The sequence below is a fragment of the Rhodococcus wratislaviensis genome (assembly GCF_900455735.1).
Lineage (GTDB): Bacteria > Actinomycetota > Actinomycetes > Mycobacteriales > Mycobacteriaceae > Rhodococcus_F > Rhodococcus_F wratislaviensis.
The window spans coordinates 178342-191782 of the sequence record NZ_UAUI01000024.1 but is presented as its reverse complement, the minus strand read 5'-3'; the positions used below and the strand labels follow the sequence as shown (position 1 = coordinate 191782).

Genomic DNA, 13441 nt, shown 5'->3' with positions numbered 1-13441 from the left:
ACCTGTTGACAGCCATCGTACGACCCGCACCGCCCGGCCTGCGGCGAGGGCCGTACGCGCTGGTCATGCCAGTTCGCCCAGGACCTTGGCGACGATCCGGTCGGTGCTCAGGCCGTACCGCTCGTGCAGGGTGGGCAGGGCACCGGCGTCGAGGAACTGGTCCGGGAGGGCGATCGGCACAACCCGCTTACCGAGGCCGGCCGTGACGACGGCGGACGCCACCGTCTCGAAGAGACCGCCGATCACGGTGTGGTTCTCCAGGGTCACCACCAGTCGGTCGGTGTTCACCTCGGCGAGGACGGTCTCGGCGTCGAACGGCTTGATCGTGGGCGTATGCACGACCGCCACGTCGACGTTGTGCTCCGCCAGCCGGTCGGCGGCCTGCAGCGCGCGCATCGTCATCAGGCCACTGGCGACGAACACGACGTCGTTGCCGCCGCGGAGCACCTTGGCCTTGCCCAGTTCGAACGTGTAGTCGTACTCGTCGAGCACGGTCGCGACCTTCCCCCGCAACAGCCGCAGGTAGGTGGGTCCGTCGGACGCGGCGAGCTGCGGGACGGCCTGTTCGATGTCGATCGAGTCGCACGGATCGACGATGGTGAGGTTGGGGATGCCCCGGAAGATGGCCATGTCCTCGGTGGCCTGGTGGCTGGGTCCGTAGCCGGTGGTGAGGCCGGGGAGCCCGCCGATGATGTTGACGTTGAGGTTCGGTTCGGCGATGTCGAGGCACAGGAAGTCGTAGGCGCGGCGCGCGGCGAACACCGAGTACGTGGACGCGAACGGCACGAGGCCGGTCTCGGCCATCCCCGCGGCGGCTCCGAGCAGGAGCTGCTCGGCCATCCCCATCTGGAAGAACCGCTCGGGGAACTCCTGCGCGAAGATGTGCATGTCGGTGTACTTGGCGAGGTCGGCGGACAGGCCGACGATCTTGTCGTTCTCCCGGGCGGCCTTCACGAGGGCGTGCCCGAACGGTGCGGACGTGGTCTTCTGCCCGTCGTCGACGAACGAGGCGATCATGGCCGACGTCTTGAGCTTCGGTTTGCTGGCGGTGGTCATGTCAGGCGTCCTTGGGGTCGAAGCCGGCGGTGAGCTGGTCGCGGCAGATCTGCCACTCGTGTTCGTCGATGCGCATGAAGTGCGCCTTCTCCCGGGTCTCGAGCAGGGGCACGCCCTTGCCGACCTTCGTGTCGCAGAGAATGATCGTCGGTTTGCCGCCGGATTCGGCGGCGGCGTTGTCGAACGCGCGCACCAGCGCGGTGACGTCGTTGCCGTCGACGCGTTCGACGTGCCACCCGCAGGCGGCCCACTTGTCGTGCACGGGTTCGGTGCTGAGCACCGTCGAGGTCGCACCGTCGGCCTGGAGCGCGTTGATGTCGACCATCGCCGTCAGATTGCCGAGCCGGTGGTGGTGTGCGCCCATGGCCGCCTCCCACGTCGAACCCTCGTCGAGTTCGCCGTCGGAGAGAAAGTTGAAGACGCGGGCGGTGGAATGTTGGTGACGCAGCCCGAGGGCCATCCCGACCGCGATGGTCAGGCCGTGGCCGAGAGAGCCGCCCGAAATCTCCATCCCGGGGGTGTACGTGGACATCGCCGACATCGGGAGGCGGGAGTCGTCGGAGCCGTAGGTTTCCAGTTCGCTGCGGGGAATGATGCCGGCCTCGGCGAGCGCGGCGTAATGGCCGATGGCGTAGTGGCCGGTGGAGAGCAGGAACCGGTCCCGGCCCTCCCACGCGGGATCGTCGGCGCGGAAGCGCAGTTGGTCGGCGTAGACGGTGGCGAAGATGTCGGCGGCCCCGAGCGCCTGCCCGACGTATCCCTGGCCCTGTTCCTCACCCATGTCGAGGACGTTGTGCCGCATGCGGTAGGCGAATTGTTCGACGGTCGCGATGCGCGACGCTTCACTGATCGTGTCTTCGGCCGCGGTGGTGGCGGTTGTGATGGTCACAGGAGTTCCTTTTCCTTGCGGATCGTGGGCGTGGTGCCGGTGGACGCCGGGGTGTCGGCGCTTTTGGAATCGGCGCGCGCCGCGGCCTCGGCGGCGAGGCGCCGTTCGGTGGGTCCCCAGGTCTCTCGGGTGATCAACGCCGCCCACAGCCCGATCAGGGCGTACGTGCTGAACAGCAGCGCCGGACCCCACCAGCCGAAGGAGACGAACAGCAGCGTGGTGACGAAGGGCGTGAAGCCGGAGACCATCGCCGAGATCTGGTAGGCGAGGGAGGCTCCCGAGGCACGCCGCGAGGCGTCGAACAGTTCGGGGAACCACGCACCCTGCGCTCCCGCCATCGAGTTCTGGCAGACCGCGTAGGCGATCACGATGGTGGCGATCACCAAGAGGAACAGACCGGTGTTGACCAGAAGGAACATCGGGATTCCGAACAGTGCCGCGAAGGCGCAGGACGCGATGTAGAGGGGGCGTCGTCCGATACGATCGGTGAGGCGGGCCCAGGCGACGGTGGCGAAGACGCCGATTGCGGACGCGATACACAGGGCGACAAGGGTTTCGGACTTCCCAGCGAGACCCTGGTTGTGCAGGTAAGAGATCATGTAGGTGATCGACACCGCGTAACCCGCGGTCTCGGCGACTCGAAGACCGATGCCGCGCAGAATGTTTCGCCAGTCGTACTTGATGGATTCGAGTACCGGGGACTTGACGATGTCGCCCTCGTTCTTGACGTCCTCGAATACCGGGGACTCGGGCACCTTCGACCTGATGACCAGGCCGACCATCACCAGGACGATGCTGGCGAGGAACGGTACCCGCCAGGCCCAGTCGCCGCCGAGGTGCACGCTGAACAGGAACACCAGATTCGCCAGCAGCAGCCCGACGGGGAAGCCGGCCTGCACGATGCCGGTGAATTTGCCCTTGGACTTCCAGGGGGCGTGCTCGTAGCTCATCAGGATCGCACCGCCCCACTCGGCGCCGAACGCGAGGCCCTGGACGATGCGGACGAGGACCAGCAGCACCGGCGCGATGAGTCCCACCTGCGAATAGGTGGGCAGCAGGCCGATCGCGAACGTCGCCAGACCCATCGCGATCAGCGATGCCACCAGCACGGGCTTGCGTCCCAGTTTGTCCCCGAGATGTCCGCCGAGCACCCCGCCGAGTGGGCGCGCTGCGAAGCCGACACCCAGCGTCGCGAACGCGGCGAGTGTTCCGGTGACAGGGTCGGCGCCCGGGAAGAAGGCGGTACCGAAGTACAGCGCGGCGGCCGTGCCGAAGCCGATGAAGTCGTACGTCTCGATGACGGCACCCACCGAGGAGCCGATTGCTACGCGCTTGGCGTCCTTCGTGCCATGGACAGGACCTCGCATCCTGAGTGTTTCGGTACTCATGGGGACTCCTCTTCGAGCTGCCGGTTTCTACGATTGCCGCCGATTTGTTGACTGTCAACAGTGCGGTTTCAACAGTGTGATCCGAGCCACGTCGATATGTCAACCGTTACCCGCCGACGGTTGACTGTTAACAGTTGATCGGCTTACTGTGGTGGCAGTCACCTACCGCGTCGTCGACCTTCCAGCTCTCCACCGCATCGGACGGGACGCGCGATTCCAGCAACACGAGGAGCGATCATGTCGTCCATCCAGCGCACCGCCGTCATCACCGGCGCCACCTCCGAGCGCGGGATCGGTCTCGCCACCGCCCGCCGCTACGCCGAAGAGGGCTGGGCGATCGTCGTTCTCGACCTCGACGGGGAGAAGTCCGCGAAGGTCGCCGCCGAGATCGGCAACGAGTTCGGTGTCCCGGCCTTCGGTCACGACATCGACGTCGCCGACGAAACCTCGGTCCAGCGGGCCCACGACGCCGTCGCCGCCGAAGTCGCAGGCGGCAACCTCCCCACCGTGGGTGCGCTCGCGAACATCGCCGGCATCACGTCGCCGGTGCCGTTCCTCGAGACCACGCTGGAACTGTGGAACAAGGTGATGGCGGTCAACGCCACCGGCACCTACCTCGTCACCCGCGCGTTCCTGCCGGCCATGATCGACAACGGCTGGGGGCGTGTGGTGAACATGTCCTCCGTCTCCGCCCAGCGTGGTGGCGGGGTGTTCGGCAAGGTGCCGTACTCGTCCGCGAAGGCCGCGGTCCTCGGTTTCACCAAGTCCCTCGCGCGTGAACTCGGCGACAGCGGAGTCACCGTCAACGCCGTCACCCCCGGTGCAGTCGACACCAGCATCCGCGTGGGCAGCACCGACGAACAGGAAGCCGCACTCTGCCGCGACATCCCCCTCGGCCGGGTCGCGACCACCACCGAGGTCGCCGCCGTCATCACCTTCCTGTCCTCGCAGGACGCCGCCTACCTCACCGGCACCACCGTCGACATCAACGGCGGCAGCCACCTGCACTGAGTCAGGTGCAGCCACGGGACACGCAATGACCGACCACACAGCACTTCACGACCAACCCACAACCGCCGCCGAACGCTGGGGGTGGCGGTACCGCGCCCACTGCCGCACCACCGACCCCTCCGCCTTCTTCGCTCCGGACGGCGAGCGACGCGGCGCCCGGATCAGGCGGGAACGACGCGCCAAACAGATCTGCGACGGCTGCATCGTCGCCGACCAATGCCGCGCACACGCAACCGAACACCGCGAGACCCACGGAATATGGGGTGGCACCACGGAAACCGACCGGCGCAGAGCCGGCCGAGCCCGATAGGTTCGAAAAAGAATTTCGGCAGGTGTGTCGATCCATGTCCCTCCCCGTTCGACCTGAGGATGAGAAGGTCCAAGAGGGACCCCGACATCCAAGGAGACGGACACCATGAAGTACATGCTGATCATGCGCGCCACCGACGAGACCTTCGCGGCGTTCCAGGACGTTGATTTCACCGAGATCATGGAGGCGATGGGCAAGTTCAACGACGAGATGATCCGCGCCGGCGTGCTGCTCGCCGCCGAGGGCCTGGACCCCGACCCCGAATCGGGTGTGGTGGTCGACTACTCCTCGGAGACGCCTGTGGTGACCGACGGCCCCTATGGCGAGACGAAGGAGTTGTTCGGCGGCTTCTGGATGCTCAACGTGGCGTCGAAGGAGGAGGCCGTCGAGTGGGCCAAGCGTGCCCCGATGGCCGGTCCCGGTTCCAAGGCGGAGATCCGCCGGGTCGCGACGATCGACGAGTTCCCGCAGGACAACGTGTGGATCCAGAAGGAGCGGGCGTGGCGCGAAGCGACCGGCCAGCTCTGAGCGGATCGACGGGTGACGGTCACACCGGGCGTGAGGCCGTCGCCGCCGTCTGGCGGATCGAGTCGGCGCGGATCGTCGGTGCGCTCGCGCGGTACACCGGCGATTTCGCGCTGGCCGAGGACCTCGCCCAGGAGGCGCTGGCCGAGGCACTCGTGAGCTGGCCGCGCGACGGCATTCCCCACAACCCTGCGGGATGGTTGCTCACCGTCGGCCGCCGCCGGGCGATCGACGCGTTCCGCCGGCGCTCCGCCCTCGACGAGAGGTACGCCGTCCTCGCTCACGACCTGGGCGAGGGCGGTGCCGTCTCGGGGAGCGCGCCCGCCGATCCGGCCAAGGGCACCGGGGACGTGCTGTGGGATCCGGACCAGATCGACGACGACATGCTGGCGTTGATGTTCATCTCCTGCCACCCCGTGCTGTCGCGGGAGGCGAGGGTCGCTCTCACCCTGCGGGTGGTCGGCGGTCTGACGAGCGACGAGATCGCGAAGGTGTTCCTCGTCCCGACCGCGACCGTGCAGGCCCGGATCACCCGGGCGAAGAAGACCCTCGGGGCGGCCCGGGTGCCGTTCGAGGTGCCGCCCGCCGCGGAGCGGACCGGGCGACTCGGCTCGGTGCTCAGCGTGATCTACCTGATCTTCACCGAAGGGTCGTCGGCCAGCTCCGGCGACGACCTGATCCGCCTCGACCTCGCGAGCGAGGCGCAGCGCCTCGCTCGGGTGCTGACCCGGCTGGTGCCCGACGAGCCCGAGGTGCACGGTCTGCTGGCGCTGCTCGAACTGACCGCGGCGCGGTTCCCGGCCCGCACCGGGGCGGACGGCGAGCCGGTGCTGCTCGAGCACCAGGACCGCCGCCGCTGGGACCGCACCGCGATCCGCCGGGGACGCGCCGCCCTCGCCCGCGCGGAACACGTCGGCCGGGGGCTGGGCGCCTACGGCCTGCAGGCGGCGATCGCCGAATGCCATGCCGTCGCGCCGTCTGTCGACGCGACGAACTGGGAGCGGATCGTCCTCATCTACGAGGCGCTCGGCCGGCTCGCGCCGTCACCGGTGGTCGACCTCAACCGGGCGGTGGCGGTCTCCATGGCCCAGGGACCGGCGGCGGCGCTGCCGATCGTGGACGAACTGGTGGCCGCCCAGGCACTGTCGAACTCGCACCTGCTGCCGAGCGTTCGCGGCGAACTGCTCATCCGCCTGGGCCGCACCGACGAGGCGCGCACCGAACTCGAGGCGGCCGTGCGGTTGTGCGGCAACGAGCGCGAGCGGACGGTGCTGGGGCGCAAGCTCGCCGACCTCCGCTGACCGAACAGCGACCCGGTTGCCCTAGACGGGTGAGGCGAGCGTGGCGTGACGGTACGCCGCCGTCTCGAAGTCCAGGTAGCCGCCGAACGACACGGCGTCGGCGAACGGCAGGACCTGGGTGGCCCAGTACCCGGCGATTCCGTTGCGGCGATCGATCCAGTAGTACGAGTTGGCGAGCCCGGCCCACCCGAGCGACCCCCGGGGCCGGCCGGTGGGTGCGTCCTCTTCGTTCACCATGAACGTGTACGCCCACGACTTACGTTGTCCAGGAAAGAATTCGGCGTCGTTGGTGAGGGCGGGAATTACGGCAGGCAGCATCCCGACCTCTTGTCCCTCGAGACCGTTGCACACGGCGGCCTGCACGGTGTCGGCCCGCAGCACTCGGCCACCCGGGGCGTCGCCGTCGTTCAGCCACATCCGCAGGAACTTCAGGTAGTCGCCCACCGTGGAGTAGAGGCCGTGCCCGCCCATGTGAATCTCCGGGTCCTGCGGCAGCACCAGATCCAACGGGGTCAGCCGGCCGTCCTCCTCCCGCTGGTGGATGGTCGCGCGCCGGGCCGCCATCGATCCGGTCAGGGTGAAGGAGGTGTCGTGCATGCCCAGCGGCGCGAACACCCGCTCGGCCATCACGTCGCCGAGCCGCTTGCCGCGGATCGCCTCGACCACCTGACCGGCCCAGTCGATGTTCGTCCCGTACTGCCACTTCGCGCCCGGATCGAAGAGCAACGGTGTGGTCAGCGACGCCCGGGTCGCCGTGATCACGCCGGGCTGGTCGTGCTCCACACCCAACCGGTTGTAGGTCTCGTCGAAGAAGTCGTACCCGAACCCGGCGGTGTGCAACAACAGCATCCGCGTGGTGATGTCCCGCTTCGGTGCCCTCAGCACCGGATCGCCGTGCGCGTCGAATCCCTCGATGACCTGAATGTCGCCGAGCTCCGGAACGTATTCCCGGGCGGGCGCATCGAGGTCGAGCAGACCCTCTTCGACGCACTGCAGCACGGTGGTCCCGGTGATCGCCTTGGTGGTGGAGAAGATCGCGAACACGGTGTCGGCGGTCATCGGCTCGCGGTCGGCCAGGGACCGCACGCCGGCGGCACCCTCGAACACCGTGCGGTCCCGATCGGTCACCATCGCCACCACTCCGGGCACCCTCGGCGCATCTTCCGTGGTCACGCTGTCGAGAACCTTGCCGAGCGCGGCGTTGAGATCGGACATCCCACTCTCCTGTCGTGTCTGTGGTCACTGACGGAAGGTGACGCTATGACCGGGTGGAGGGTGGCGACGTCTCAGTTCGGCACAGCACGTCTCGGTTCGGCACATGCCGACGGCGCCGGGATCTTGGTCAGCAGTTCGTGGGTGGCCTGGGCGATGTCGGGGTCGATACCGAGGGCACGGAGCATGGCTGCTGCGGCGTCCATTTCGTCGGCGCGGCGCCTGGCGTGGCGACGCGTTCCGTCGAGGACGCGGGCAATCGTGCCGGCGTCGGCCCGGGTCAGTTCGTCGGCGATATCGGCGGTGAGCCAATCGTCGAGGCCGAGGGCGCGACCCGCGGTGAGGGCTTCGACGATGGCCGCGGACATTCCCTTGTAGAAGATGCTGCGCAGCAGTTTTCGTTCCGCGGCCGCACCCGCCGGTGCGTCGAGGATGTCGACGGATGCCCCGTAGCGGGTGAGGATTTCGGCGGCCCGGTGTGCGTCGCGGCCGCTCGCCGTCAGGGGGCTTCGGAGTCCGCGGCCGGGGACCGGAGCCATGATCGCCACGTCGACGAAACCGTGTCCGTGTCGCGCGGCGTGGGCGCCGAGGGTGCGTTTGAGATCCGGCGCCGCGGTGTTCATGTCCACCCAGACGGCGTCGGCACTCATTGCCGGGCTTCCCCGTTCGAGTGCGGCCTTCGCGGCGCGCGCGTTGTTCACGCTGAGGACGAGGTCGGCGGTGTCGACGGCCTCGGCCTCGGACCGGCACGCGATGGCTCCGACCGGTGCCGCGACTGCGGGGTCGAAGGCGCGGACGGTGGCGTCGGCGGCGATCAGGTCGCGCGCGAATGCGCCGCCGGCCTCGCCGAGTCCGAGGACGGCGATCGTCGTCTGCTGGGTCATCGGTTCCTCTTTCCTGGATGGATCTGGTGCCATGTGCGATCCAGGGGACCCTGGGTCGGTACAATATCGGTAACAATTTTGGTGATGATCTGAGCGGAGATAGCCCGATGCCGGTGAAGGAAGCTCGCGAGCACAGCACGGATCAGGCTGCGGTCACCGACCTGATCCGCAAAGCCATCCTCGACGGGGATTTCGCGCCCAACCAGCGCATGGTCGAGGCAGACCTGTGTGCGCAGTACGACGCCAGTCGCAGCGCGGTCCGGGCGGCCCTGCACGAACTCACCGCCCAGGGTCTCGTCGAACGGATCCAGAACCGCGGCGCGCGCGTGCGGTCGGTGTCGCTGGACGAGGCGGTCGAGATCACCGAGGTCCGGATGGTCGTCGAAGGACTGTGTGCGGCGAAGGCGGCCCAGAAGGTCACCGACGCCGAGATCGAGGAACTCACCGCGTTGCGTGAGGAATTGACGACGTCGGTCGCGGCCGGAGACGTGTTCGGGTATTCGCGGGCGAACCAGTTGTTGCACAAGCGCGTTCGAGAGATCAGTGCGCAGCGGTCGGCGGACGAGATCCTCGAACGGCTGCGTGGTCAGCTGGTGCGACACCAGTTCAAGCTGTCGATGCACCCCGGCCGGATGTCGGTGTCGCTGCCCGAGCACGTCGCGATCATCGACGCGGTGTGCTCGCGCGACCCGGAGCGGGCGGAGGCGGCCATGCGACAACACCTGGCGAGCGTGACCGCCGCGCTCGAGGACGTCGCCGAAGCCCGGCAGAGATGATCGCACGCGGGCACTCACGGAGAGACCCGTTCGAGCACTGAACTCGTCGTCGCGCGCGGCCCCACGCGGTCTGTCACGAAAACCACCAGCAGCGCTGCCACGGCGAGCAGGGCGGCAACCGCGAAGGCCCCGAACCCCCACCGTGGAGTCCCGGAAGCGATGAGAACGCCGCCGAGCCAGGGGCCGAAGACAGCGCCGAACCGGCCGATCCCCGACGTGAGTCCGACGGCGGTGGCCCGGAAGTCGGCCTCGCTGTGTGCGGCGGTGCCGGCGTAGACCATGGTCTGGGCGCTGAACAACCACACACCGGTCGCGAAGACCACCACGTAGGTCGCGGCAAGCGGCATCTGCACCGACAACGCGGTGATACCGATGGCGGTCAACGCGAACCACACCAGCGCGGTCGGAATCGGTCCGACGCGGTCGGCCACCTGCCCGGCGATCAGCATGCCCACGATGCCACCGAGATTGATCACCAGCAGGAAGCTCAGCGCCGAGCCGAGTTCGTACCCGGTCGACCTCATCATGACCGGCAACCAGGTGGCCACCCCGTACACCAGCAGCAGCCCGGCGAACGACGCCGTCCACAACGCCGGGGTGGTGATCGCACGGGATCCGGTGAACAGCCGGCGGATGCGGTGCGCAGTCGTCGACGCCGTCCCGCGCCCGCCGGTCGGGGCCGTCACGAAGTCGGTGACCGCGACACCGCGACTACGAGCGAGCGCTTCGGCATCGGCGACGCGGCCGCGAGCGAGCAGGTACCCCATCGATTCGGGGAGGAACTTCAGCATGAGCGGCACGGCAATCAGCGGTAGGCCACCGAGCAGGAACAGGAAGCGCCATCCGCGGCTGTCCAGGAAAAGCATGCTCAATCCCGGGGCGAGGATGCCGCCGGCCTGATGGGCGGTCATCAGCGACGCGACCATCAGGTTCGCCCTCCCGCGCGGGGCGTACTCCATGACCATCGAGATGGCGGTGGGGATGAGCCCGCCGAGGCCGAGCCCGGCCACACCCCGCGCCGCCGCGAAGACCTCCAGCGAGGGGGCGACTGCGCAGGCCAACGACGCGATCGAGAACAACGCGACACCCGCGACGATCGCGGTGCGCCGCCCGAGCCGGTCGGCGAGCGGCCCCGCAGCAAGCGCGCCGATCAGCATGCCGAGGGTCGCGACGCTGCCCACGGTGCCGGCGGCTCCGGGACCCATGCCGAGGGTCGGGTCGGCGAGCATGCGCGGCAACACCGCACCGTAGACGAAGGTGTCGAGCCCGTCGCACAGGATGGCGAACCAACACAGGGCCAGCACCGAGAGAGCGAGGCGGGTCCGGGCGCGATCGGACCCGGTGTGGTCGATGGTCATAGGCACTCCAGATGGTCGTGGGGCGACAGCCCTCGTCATGCCGTGGTGGGTGCTGTCGGTGCCTCCACGGGCGGATCGATGAGCCGGGCCTGCCGGGTCTTGGGCCCGAAGACGGCCAGAGCGAGTGCCCCGACGAGCCAGCTCCCGGCGATGAAGTAGAAGACGCTGTGATACCCGGTGCCGGTGTACAGCGCGGCGATAATGAGTGGACCGACGGCGTTCGACAGGCGTCCGAGTCCGTAGGAGACGCCGGTGCCCAAGGACCGGGTTCGGGTGTCGAACAGCTCCGGGGAGTAGGCGTAGGCCACCGCGGTGTAGCCGCGCTCGAAGAAGTTCACGAGGAAGCCGAACACCACGATCATGATCGGGTTGAACGTCAGCCCGTAGAAGAGCCCGCAGATCGCGATCACCACACCGAATGCGACGAGGCACCACTTGCGTTCGACACGGTCGGTGACCTGTGCGGCGAGGAAGCAACCCAGCGGCGCACCGACGGTGGTCAGCGCGACGTAGAAGATCGACTTCTCCACACTGAGGCCCTCCTGCGCCAACAGGGTGGGCGCCCAGCTGGAGTACCCGAAGAAGCCGATCGTCTGGGTCACCCACATGACCGAGAGCAGGACCGTGGGAACGAGGTACCTCTTCTGCAGGAGCAGTCGCAGCGGAGCCTTGGTCTGCCGCGTGGTGACCGCGACCGGGTCGGCAGGCTCGGGCAGGGGGCCGGTCTCCGCGGCGACGCGGGATTCGATCTGGCTCAGTACGGCGTCCGCCTTCTCGTACTGTCCCTTGCTTTCGTGCCACCGGGGCGATTCCGTCAGGTGCCGGGTGAAGAGGAGGAAGAGGATGCCGAGGCTGCCCCACAGGTAGACCAGCCGCCACGACCAATCGGTGAGCGGAACGACCGCGGCGGCAACGAGGTTGGTGACCGGCGTGCCGCAGATACCGATGACGATGGCGTAGGCCTGGTACTTGCCGCGAACGGCGGCGGGGAAGATTTCGTTGACGTAGATGACCGCCACCACGGTCATGGCCGACAGCCCCGCCGAGGTGAGGACCCGGAGGACTCCGAGGGACAGGATGTCCCAGGAGAACACCGACACGAACGAGAAGACGGCGAACCACAGTGTGGTGATGGTCAACGCGTTCTTACGGCCCCAGCGGTCGGCGATCCAGCCACCGATGAGGGAGCCGAAGAACATGCCGACGAAGGACAGGGAGGTCACGTAGGCGACCTGGTTGACGGTTACTCCCCACAGCTTGATCAGCTTGGGGACGGTGGTGGCGAACGTGTTGATGTCCGCGAACTCGAAGAAGTACGCGAAGGAGACGGCCAGCAGGGTGATCTTGTGGAACCGCGAAATCGGCAGGCGGTCCAGCCGATTCGCCGCGTTGGAGTGCTGCACGGGAAGCCCTTCTCGAAAAAGGTTGCGGTGGAGGGAGTCTCAGTAGTCCTCGCCCGGCCAGTACAGGCGCATCGGGTTGGCAACGAGGAGCTTGTGCTGCAGTTCCGGGGTGGTGGCCACGTGGGGAATGTGGTCGACCAGGAGCCCGTCGTCGGGCATGTGGTCGGTGAGGTTGGGGTGGGGCCAGTCGCTGCCCCAGAGCACCGAGTCGGGGAACTCCTCGACCACTCGCCGGCTGAAGGGCACGACATCGGTGTAGGCGTTCTGTTCGCCGTTCAGCGCCGGCGGACCGGTGACGGTGAGCCGTTCCGGGCAGCTGACCTTCACCCACGCCTCGTTGCGCTCGACGAAGCGGAGGAACCGGCCGAACTCCGGCCCGTCCACGGGCCGAGTGACGTCCGGACGTCCCATGTGGTCCACCACCAGCGGCGTCGGCAGTGTGTCGAAGAAGCCCTCCAAGCCCTCGAGGTCGGGGCCTTCGAAGTAGATGACGATGTGCCACCCGAGCGGGGCGATCTTCCGCGCGATGGTGGTCAGATCATCCTTCGGGGTGCCCTCGACCAGTCGCGGAAGAAAGTTGAACCGCACCCCTCGCACGCCCGCCTCGTCGAGCCGGCGCAACTCGGTGTCGGTGATGTCGGTGCGGACCGTGGCGATGCCGCGCGCCCGGCCGCCCGCCGCCCGAACGGCGTCGACCATCGCACTGTTGTCCGCTCCGTGACAGGTCGCCTGAACGATGACATTGCGACTCATCCCCAGGTGATCACGCAACGCGAAGAGTTGATCCCTGCTCGCGTCGCACGGGGTGTACTTGCGTTCCGGCGCGAACGGGAATTGGGCGCCGGGACCGAAGACGTGACAGTGGGCGTCCACCGCTCCCGTCGGTACCGCGAAGCGCGGTGCCGACGGGTTCTGGTACCAATCCAGCCAGCCCGGCGTCTTGGTGAAGGGACCGGTCACCGGGGCACCCACCTCGGTGGCAGACGTGGGTGTACCGGTGCCTGCCGCGCTGTTCCCGCTGCATGCCACGGTGGTCCCCGCCAGTAGTGCGGACGTACTTCCCAGGAACGCGCGTCGACTCAGATCCGACATAGTTTCTTTCTCCTTGGCATCCTGCACAATGCGTCAGCAGTGCGGCCGTTCTGTCCATGTTGACCGGAAATTCCTGCGGCCCAGCGAGTACCGGCGGTACTACATCGCCGGCGCCCGAATCGGCGCGGCGTCGCCGCGCCGAACGAAACAGCTGGCACGGCTCTCCTCACAGCGATGATTCAATCGCGTGACTCAGGTCACTCGGCACACAACCTATACGATTCGCCACGATCTAC

At 67.8% G+C, this 13441-nt stretch carries 13 protein-coding genes; 5 read left to right on the top strand and 8 right to left on the bottom strand.

Annotated features, from left to right (window positions below):
- Positions 1-63 precede the first annotated feature (63 nt).
- The 3 genes from DTA22_RS26635 to DTA22_RS26625 are packed head-to-tail and all read right to left on the bottom strand — an operon-like array spanning position 64 to position 3333.
- Positions 64-1056: a transketolase family protein gene (locus tag DTA22_RS26635; RefSeq protein ID WP_112301471.1), complete on the bottom strand. Its 993-nt coding sequence runs from the start codon at positions 1054-1056 to the stop codon at positions 64-66.
- Position 1057: 1 nt separating this feature from the next.
- Positions 1058-1945, bottom strand: a complete 888-nt coding sequence (locus DTA22_RS26630; protein WP_112301470.1) for a transketolase — start codon at positions 1943-1945, stop codon at positions 1058-1060.
- Positions 1942-3333, bottom strand: a complete 1392-nt coding sequence (locus tag DTA22_RS26625; protein ID WP_112301469.1) for an MFS transporter — start codon at positions 3331-3333, stop codon at positions 1942-1944. The genes DTA22_RS26630 and DTA22_RS26625 overlap by 4 nt, the downstream gene beginning before the upstream one ends.
- A gap of 237 nt (positions 3334-3570) precedes the next feature.
- Between DTA22_RS26625 and DTA22_RS26620 the strand changes: the two genes are divergently transcribed.
- The 4 genes from DTA22_RS26620 (at position 3571) to DTA22_RS26605 (ending at position 6480) form a co-directional block, all read left to right on the top strand.
- The gene (locus DTA22_RS26620; protein ID WP_112301468.1) at positions 3571-4344 is read left to right on the top strand and encodes an SDR family NAD(P)-dependent oxidoreductase; all 774 of its coding nucleotides are present in this window, start codon (positions 3571-3573) and stop codon (positions 4342-4344) included.
- 25 nt (positions 4345-4369) lie between these two features.
- Entirely contained in the window at positions 4370-4654 is a 285-nt protein-coding gene (locus DTA22_RS26615; protein WP_037236040.1) for a WhiB family transcriptional regulator, read from the top strand.
- 105 nt (positions 4655-4759) lie between these two features.
- A complete protein-coding gene (locus tag DTA22_RS26610; protein ID WP_037236036.1) occupies positions 4760-5182 on the top strand; it encodes a YciI family protein in 423 nt (140 codons plus the stop codon).
- Entirely contained in the window at positions 5155-6480 is a 1326-nt protein-coding gene (locus DTA22_RS26605) for an RNA polymerase sigma factor (protein WP_112301467.1), read from the top strand. Before DTA22_RS26610 ends, DTA22_RS26605 begins: the two co-directional genes overlap by 28 nt.
- A 21-nt stretch (positions 6481-6501) precedes the next feature.
- Here DTA22_RS26605 and DTA22_RS26600 read toward each other — a convergent pair whose 3' ends face one another.
- Both DTA22_RS26600 and DTA22_RS26595 read right to left on the bottom strand, forming a co-directional pair.
- Positions 6502-7695 carry a methyl acetate hydrolase AcmB gene (locus tag DTA22_RS26600; protein ID WP_112301466.1) on the bottom strand — a complete coding sequence of 398 codons (1194 nt, stop codon included), beginning with the start codon at positions 7693-7695 and terminating at the stop codon, positions 6502-6504.
- A 71-nt stretch (positions 7696-7766) separates the two neighbouring features.
- A complete protein-coding gene (locus DTA22_RS26595; RefSeq protein ID WP_037236031.1) occupies positions 7767-8576 on the bottom strand; it encodes a DUF1932 domain-containing protein in 810 nt (269 codons plus the stop codon).
- Between the two features lie 113 nt (positions 8577-8689).
- Here DTA22_RS26595 and DTA22_RS26590 point away from each other — a divergent pair, with 113 nt between their 5' ends.
- Positions 8690-9352, top strand: a complete 663-nt coding sequence (locus DTA22_RS26590; RefSeq protein ID WP_218027723.1) for a GntR family transcriptional regulator — start codon at positions 8690-8692, stop codon at positions 9350-9352.
- 14 nt (positions 9353-9366) lie between these two features.
- Here DTA22_RS26590 and DTA22_RS26585 read toward each other — a convergent pair whose 3' ends face one another.
- The 3 genes from DTA22_RS26585 to DTA22_RS26575 are packed head-to-tail and all read right to left on the bottom strand — an operon-like array spanning position 9367 to position 13205.
- Positions 9367-10710: an MFS transporter gene (locus DTA22_RS26585; RefSeq protein ID WP_112301464.1), complete on the bottom strand. Its 1344-nt coding sequence runs from the start codon at positions 10708-10710 to the stop codon at positions 9367-9369.
- A gap of 35 nt (positions 10711-10745) precedes the next feature.
- Positions 10746-12113 (bottom strand): MFS transporter, encoded by a 1368-nt coding sequence (locus DTA22_RS26580; protein WP_112301463.1) that lies wholly within the window; start codon positions 12111-12113, stop codon positions 10746-10748.
- A gap of 39 nt (positions 12114-12152) precedes the next feature.
- Entirely contained in the window at positions 12153-13205 is a 1053-nt protein-coding gene (locus tag DTA22_RS26575; RefSeq protein ID WP_245973392.1) for an amidohydrolase family protein, read from the bottom strand.
- Between the last annotated feature and the right edge of the window lie 236 nt (positions 13206-13441).

Coding starts and splice junctions, on each gene's coding strand:
- DTA22_RS26585 (WP_112301464.1), bottom strand. CDS start 10,710: ATGACCATCGACCACACCGGGTCCGATCGCGCCCGGACCCGCCTCGCT.
- DTA22_RS26635 (WP_112301471.1), bottom strand. CDS start 1,056: ATGACCACCGCCAGCAAACCGAAGCTCAAGACGTCGGCCATGATCGCC.
- DTA22_RS26625 (WP_112301469.1), bottom strand. CDS start 3,333: ATGAGTACCGAAACACTCAGGATGCGAGGTCCTGTCCATGGCACGAAG.
- DTA22_RS26620 (WP_112301468.1), top strand. CDS start 3,571: ATGTCGTCCATCCAGCGCACCGCCGTCATCACCGGCGCCACCTCCGAG.
- DTA22_RS26600 (WP_112301466.1), bottom strand. CDS start 7,695: ATGTCCGATCTCAACGCCGCGCTCGGCAAGGTTCTCGACAGCGTGACC.
- DTA22_RS26595 (WP_037236031.1), bottom strand. CDS start 8,576: ATGACCCAGCAGACGACGATCGCCGTCCTCGGACTCGGCGAGGCCGGC.
- DTA22_RS26610 (WP_037236036.1), top strand. CDS start 4,760: ATGAAGTACATGCTGATCATGCGCGCCACCGACGAGACCTTCGCGGCG.
- DTA22_RS26615 (WP_037236040.1), top strand. CDS start 4,370: ATGACCGACCACACAGCACTTCACGACCAACCCACAACCGCCGCCGAA.
- DTA22_RS26575 (WP_245973392.1), bottom strand. CDS start 13,205: ATGTCGGATCTGAGTCGACGCGCGTTCCTGGGAAGTACGTCCGCACTA.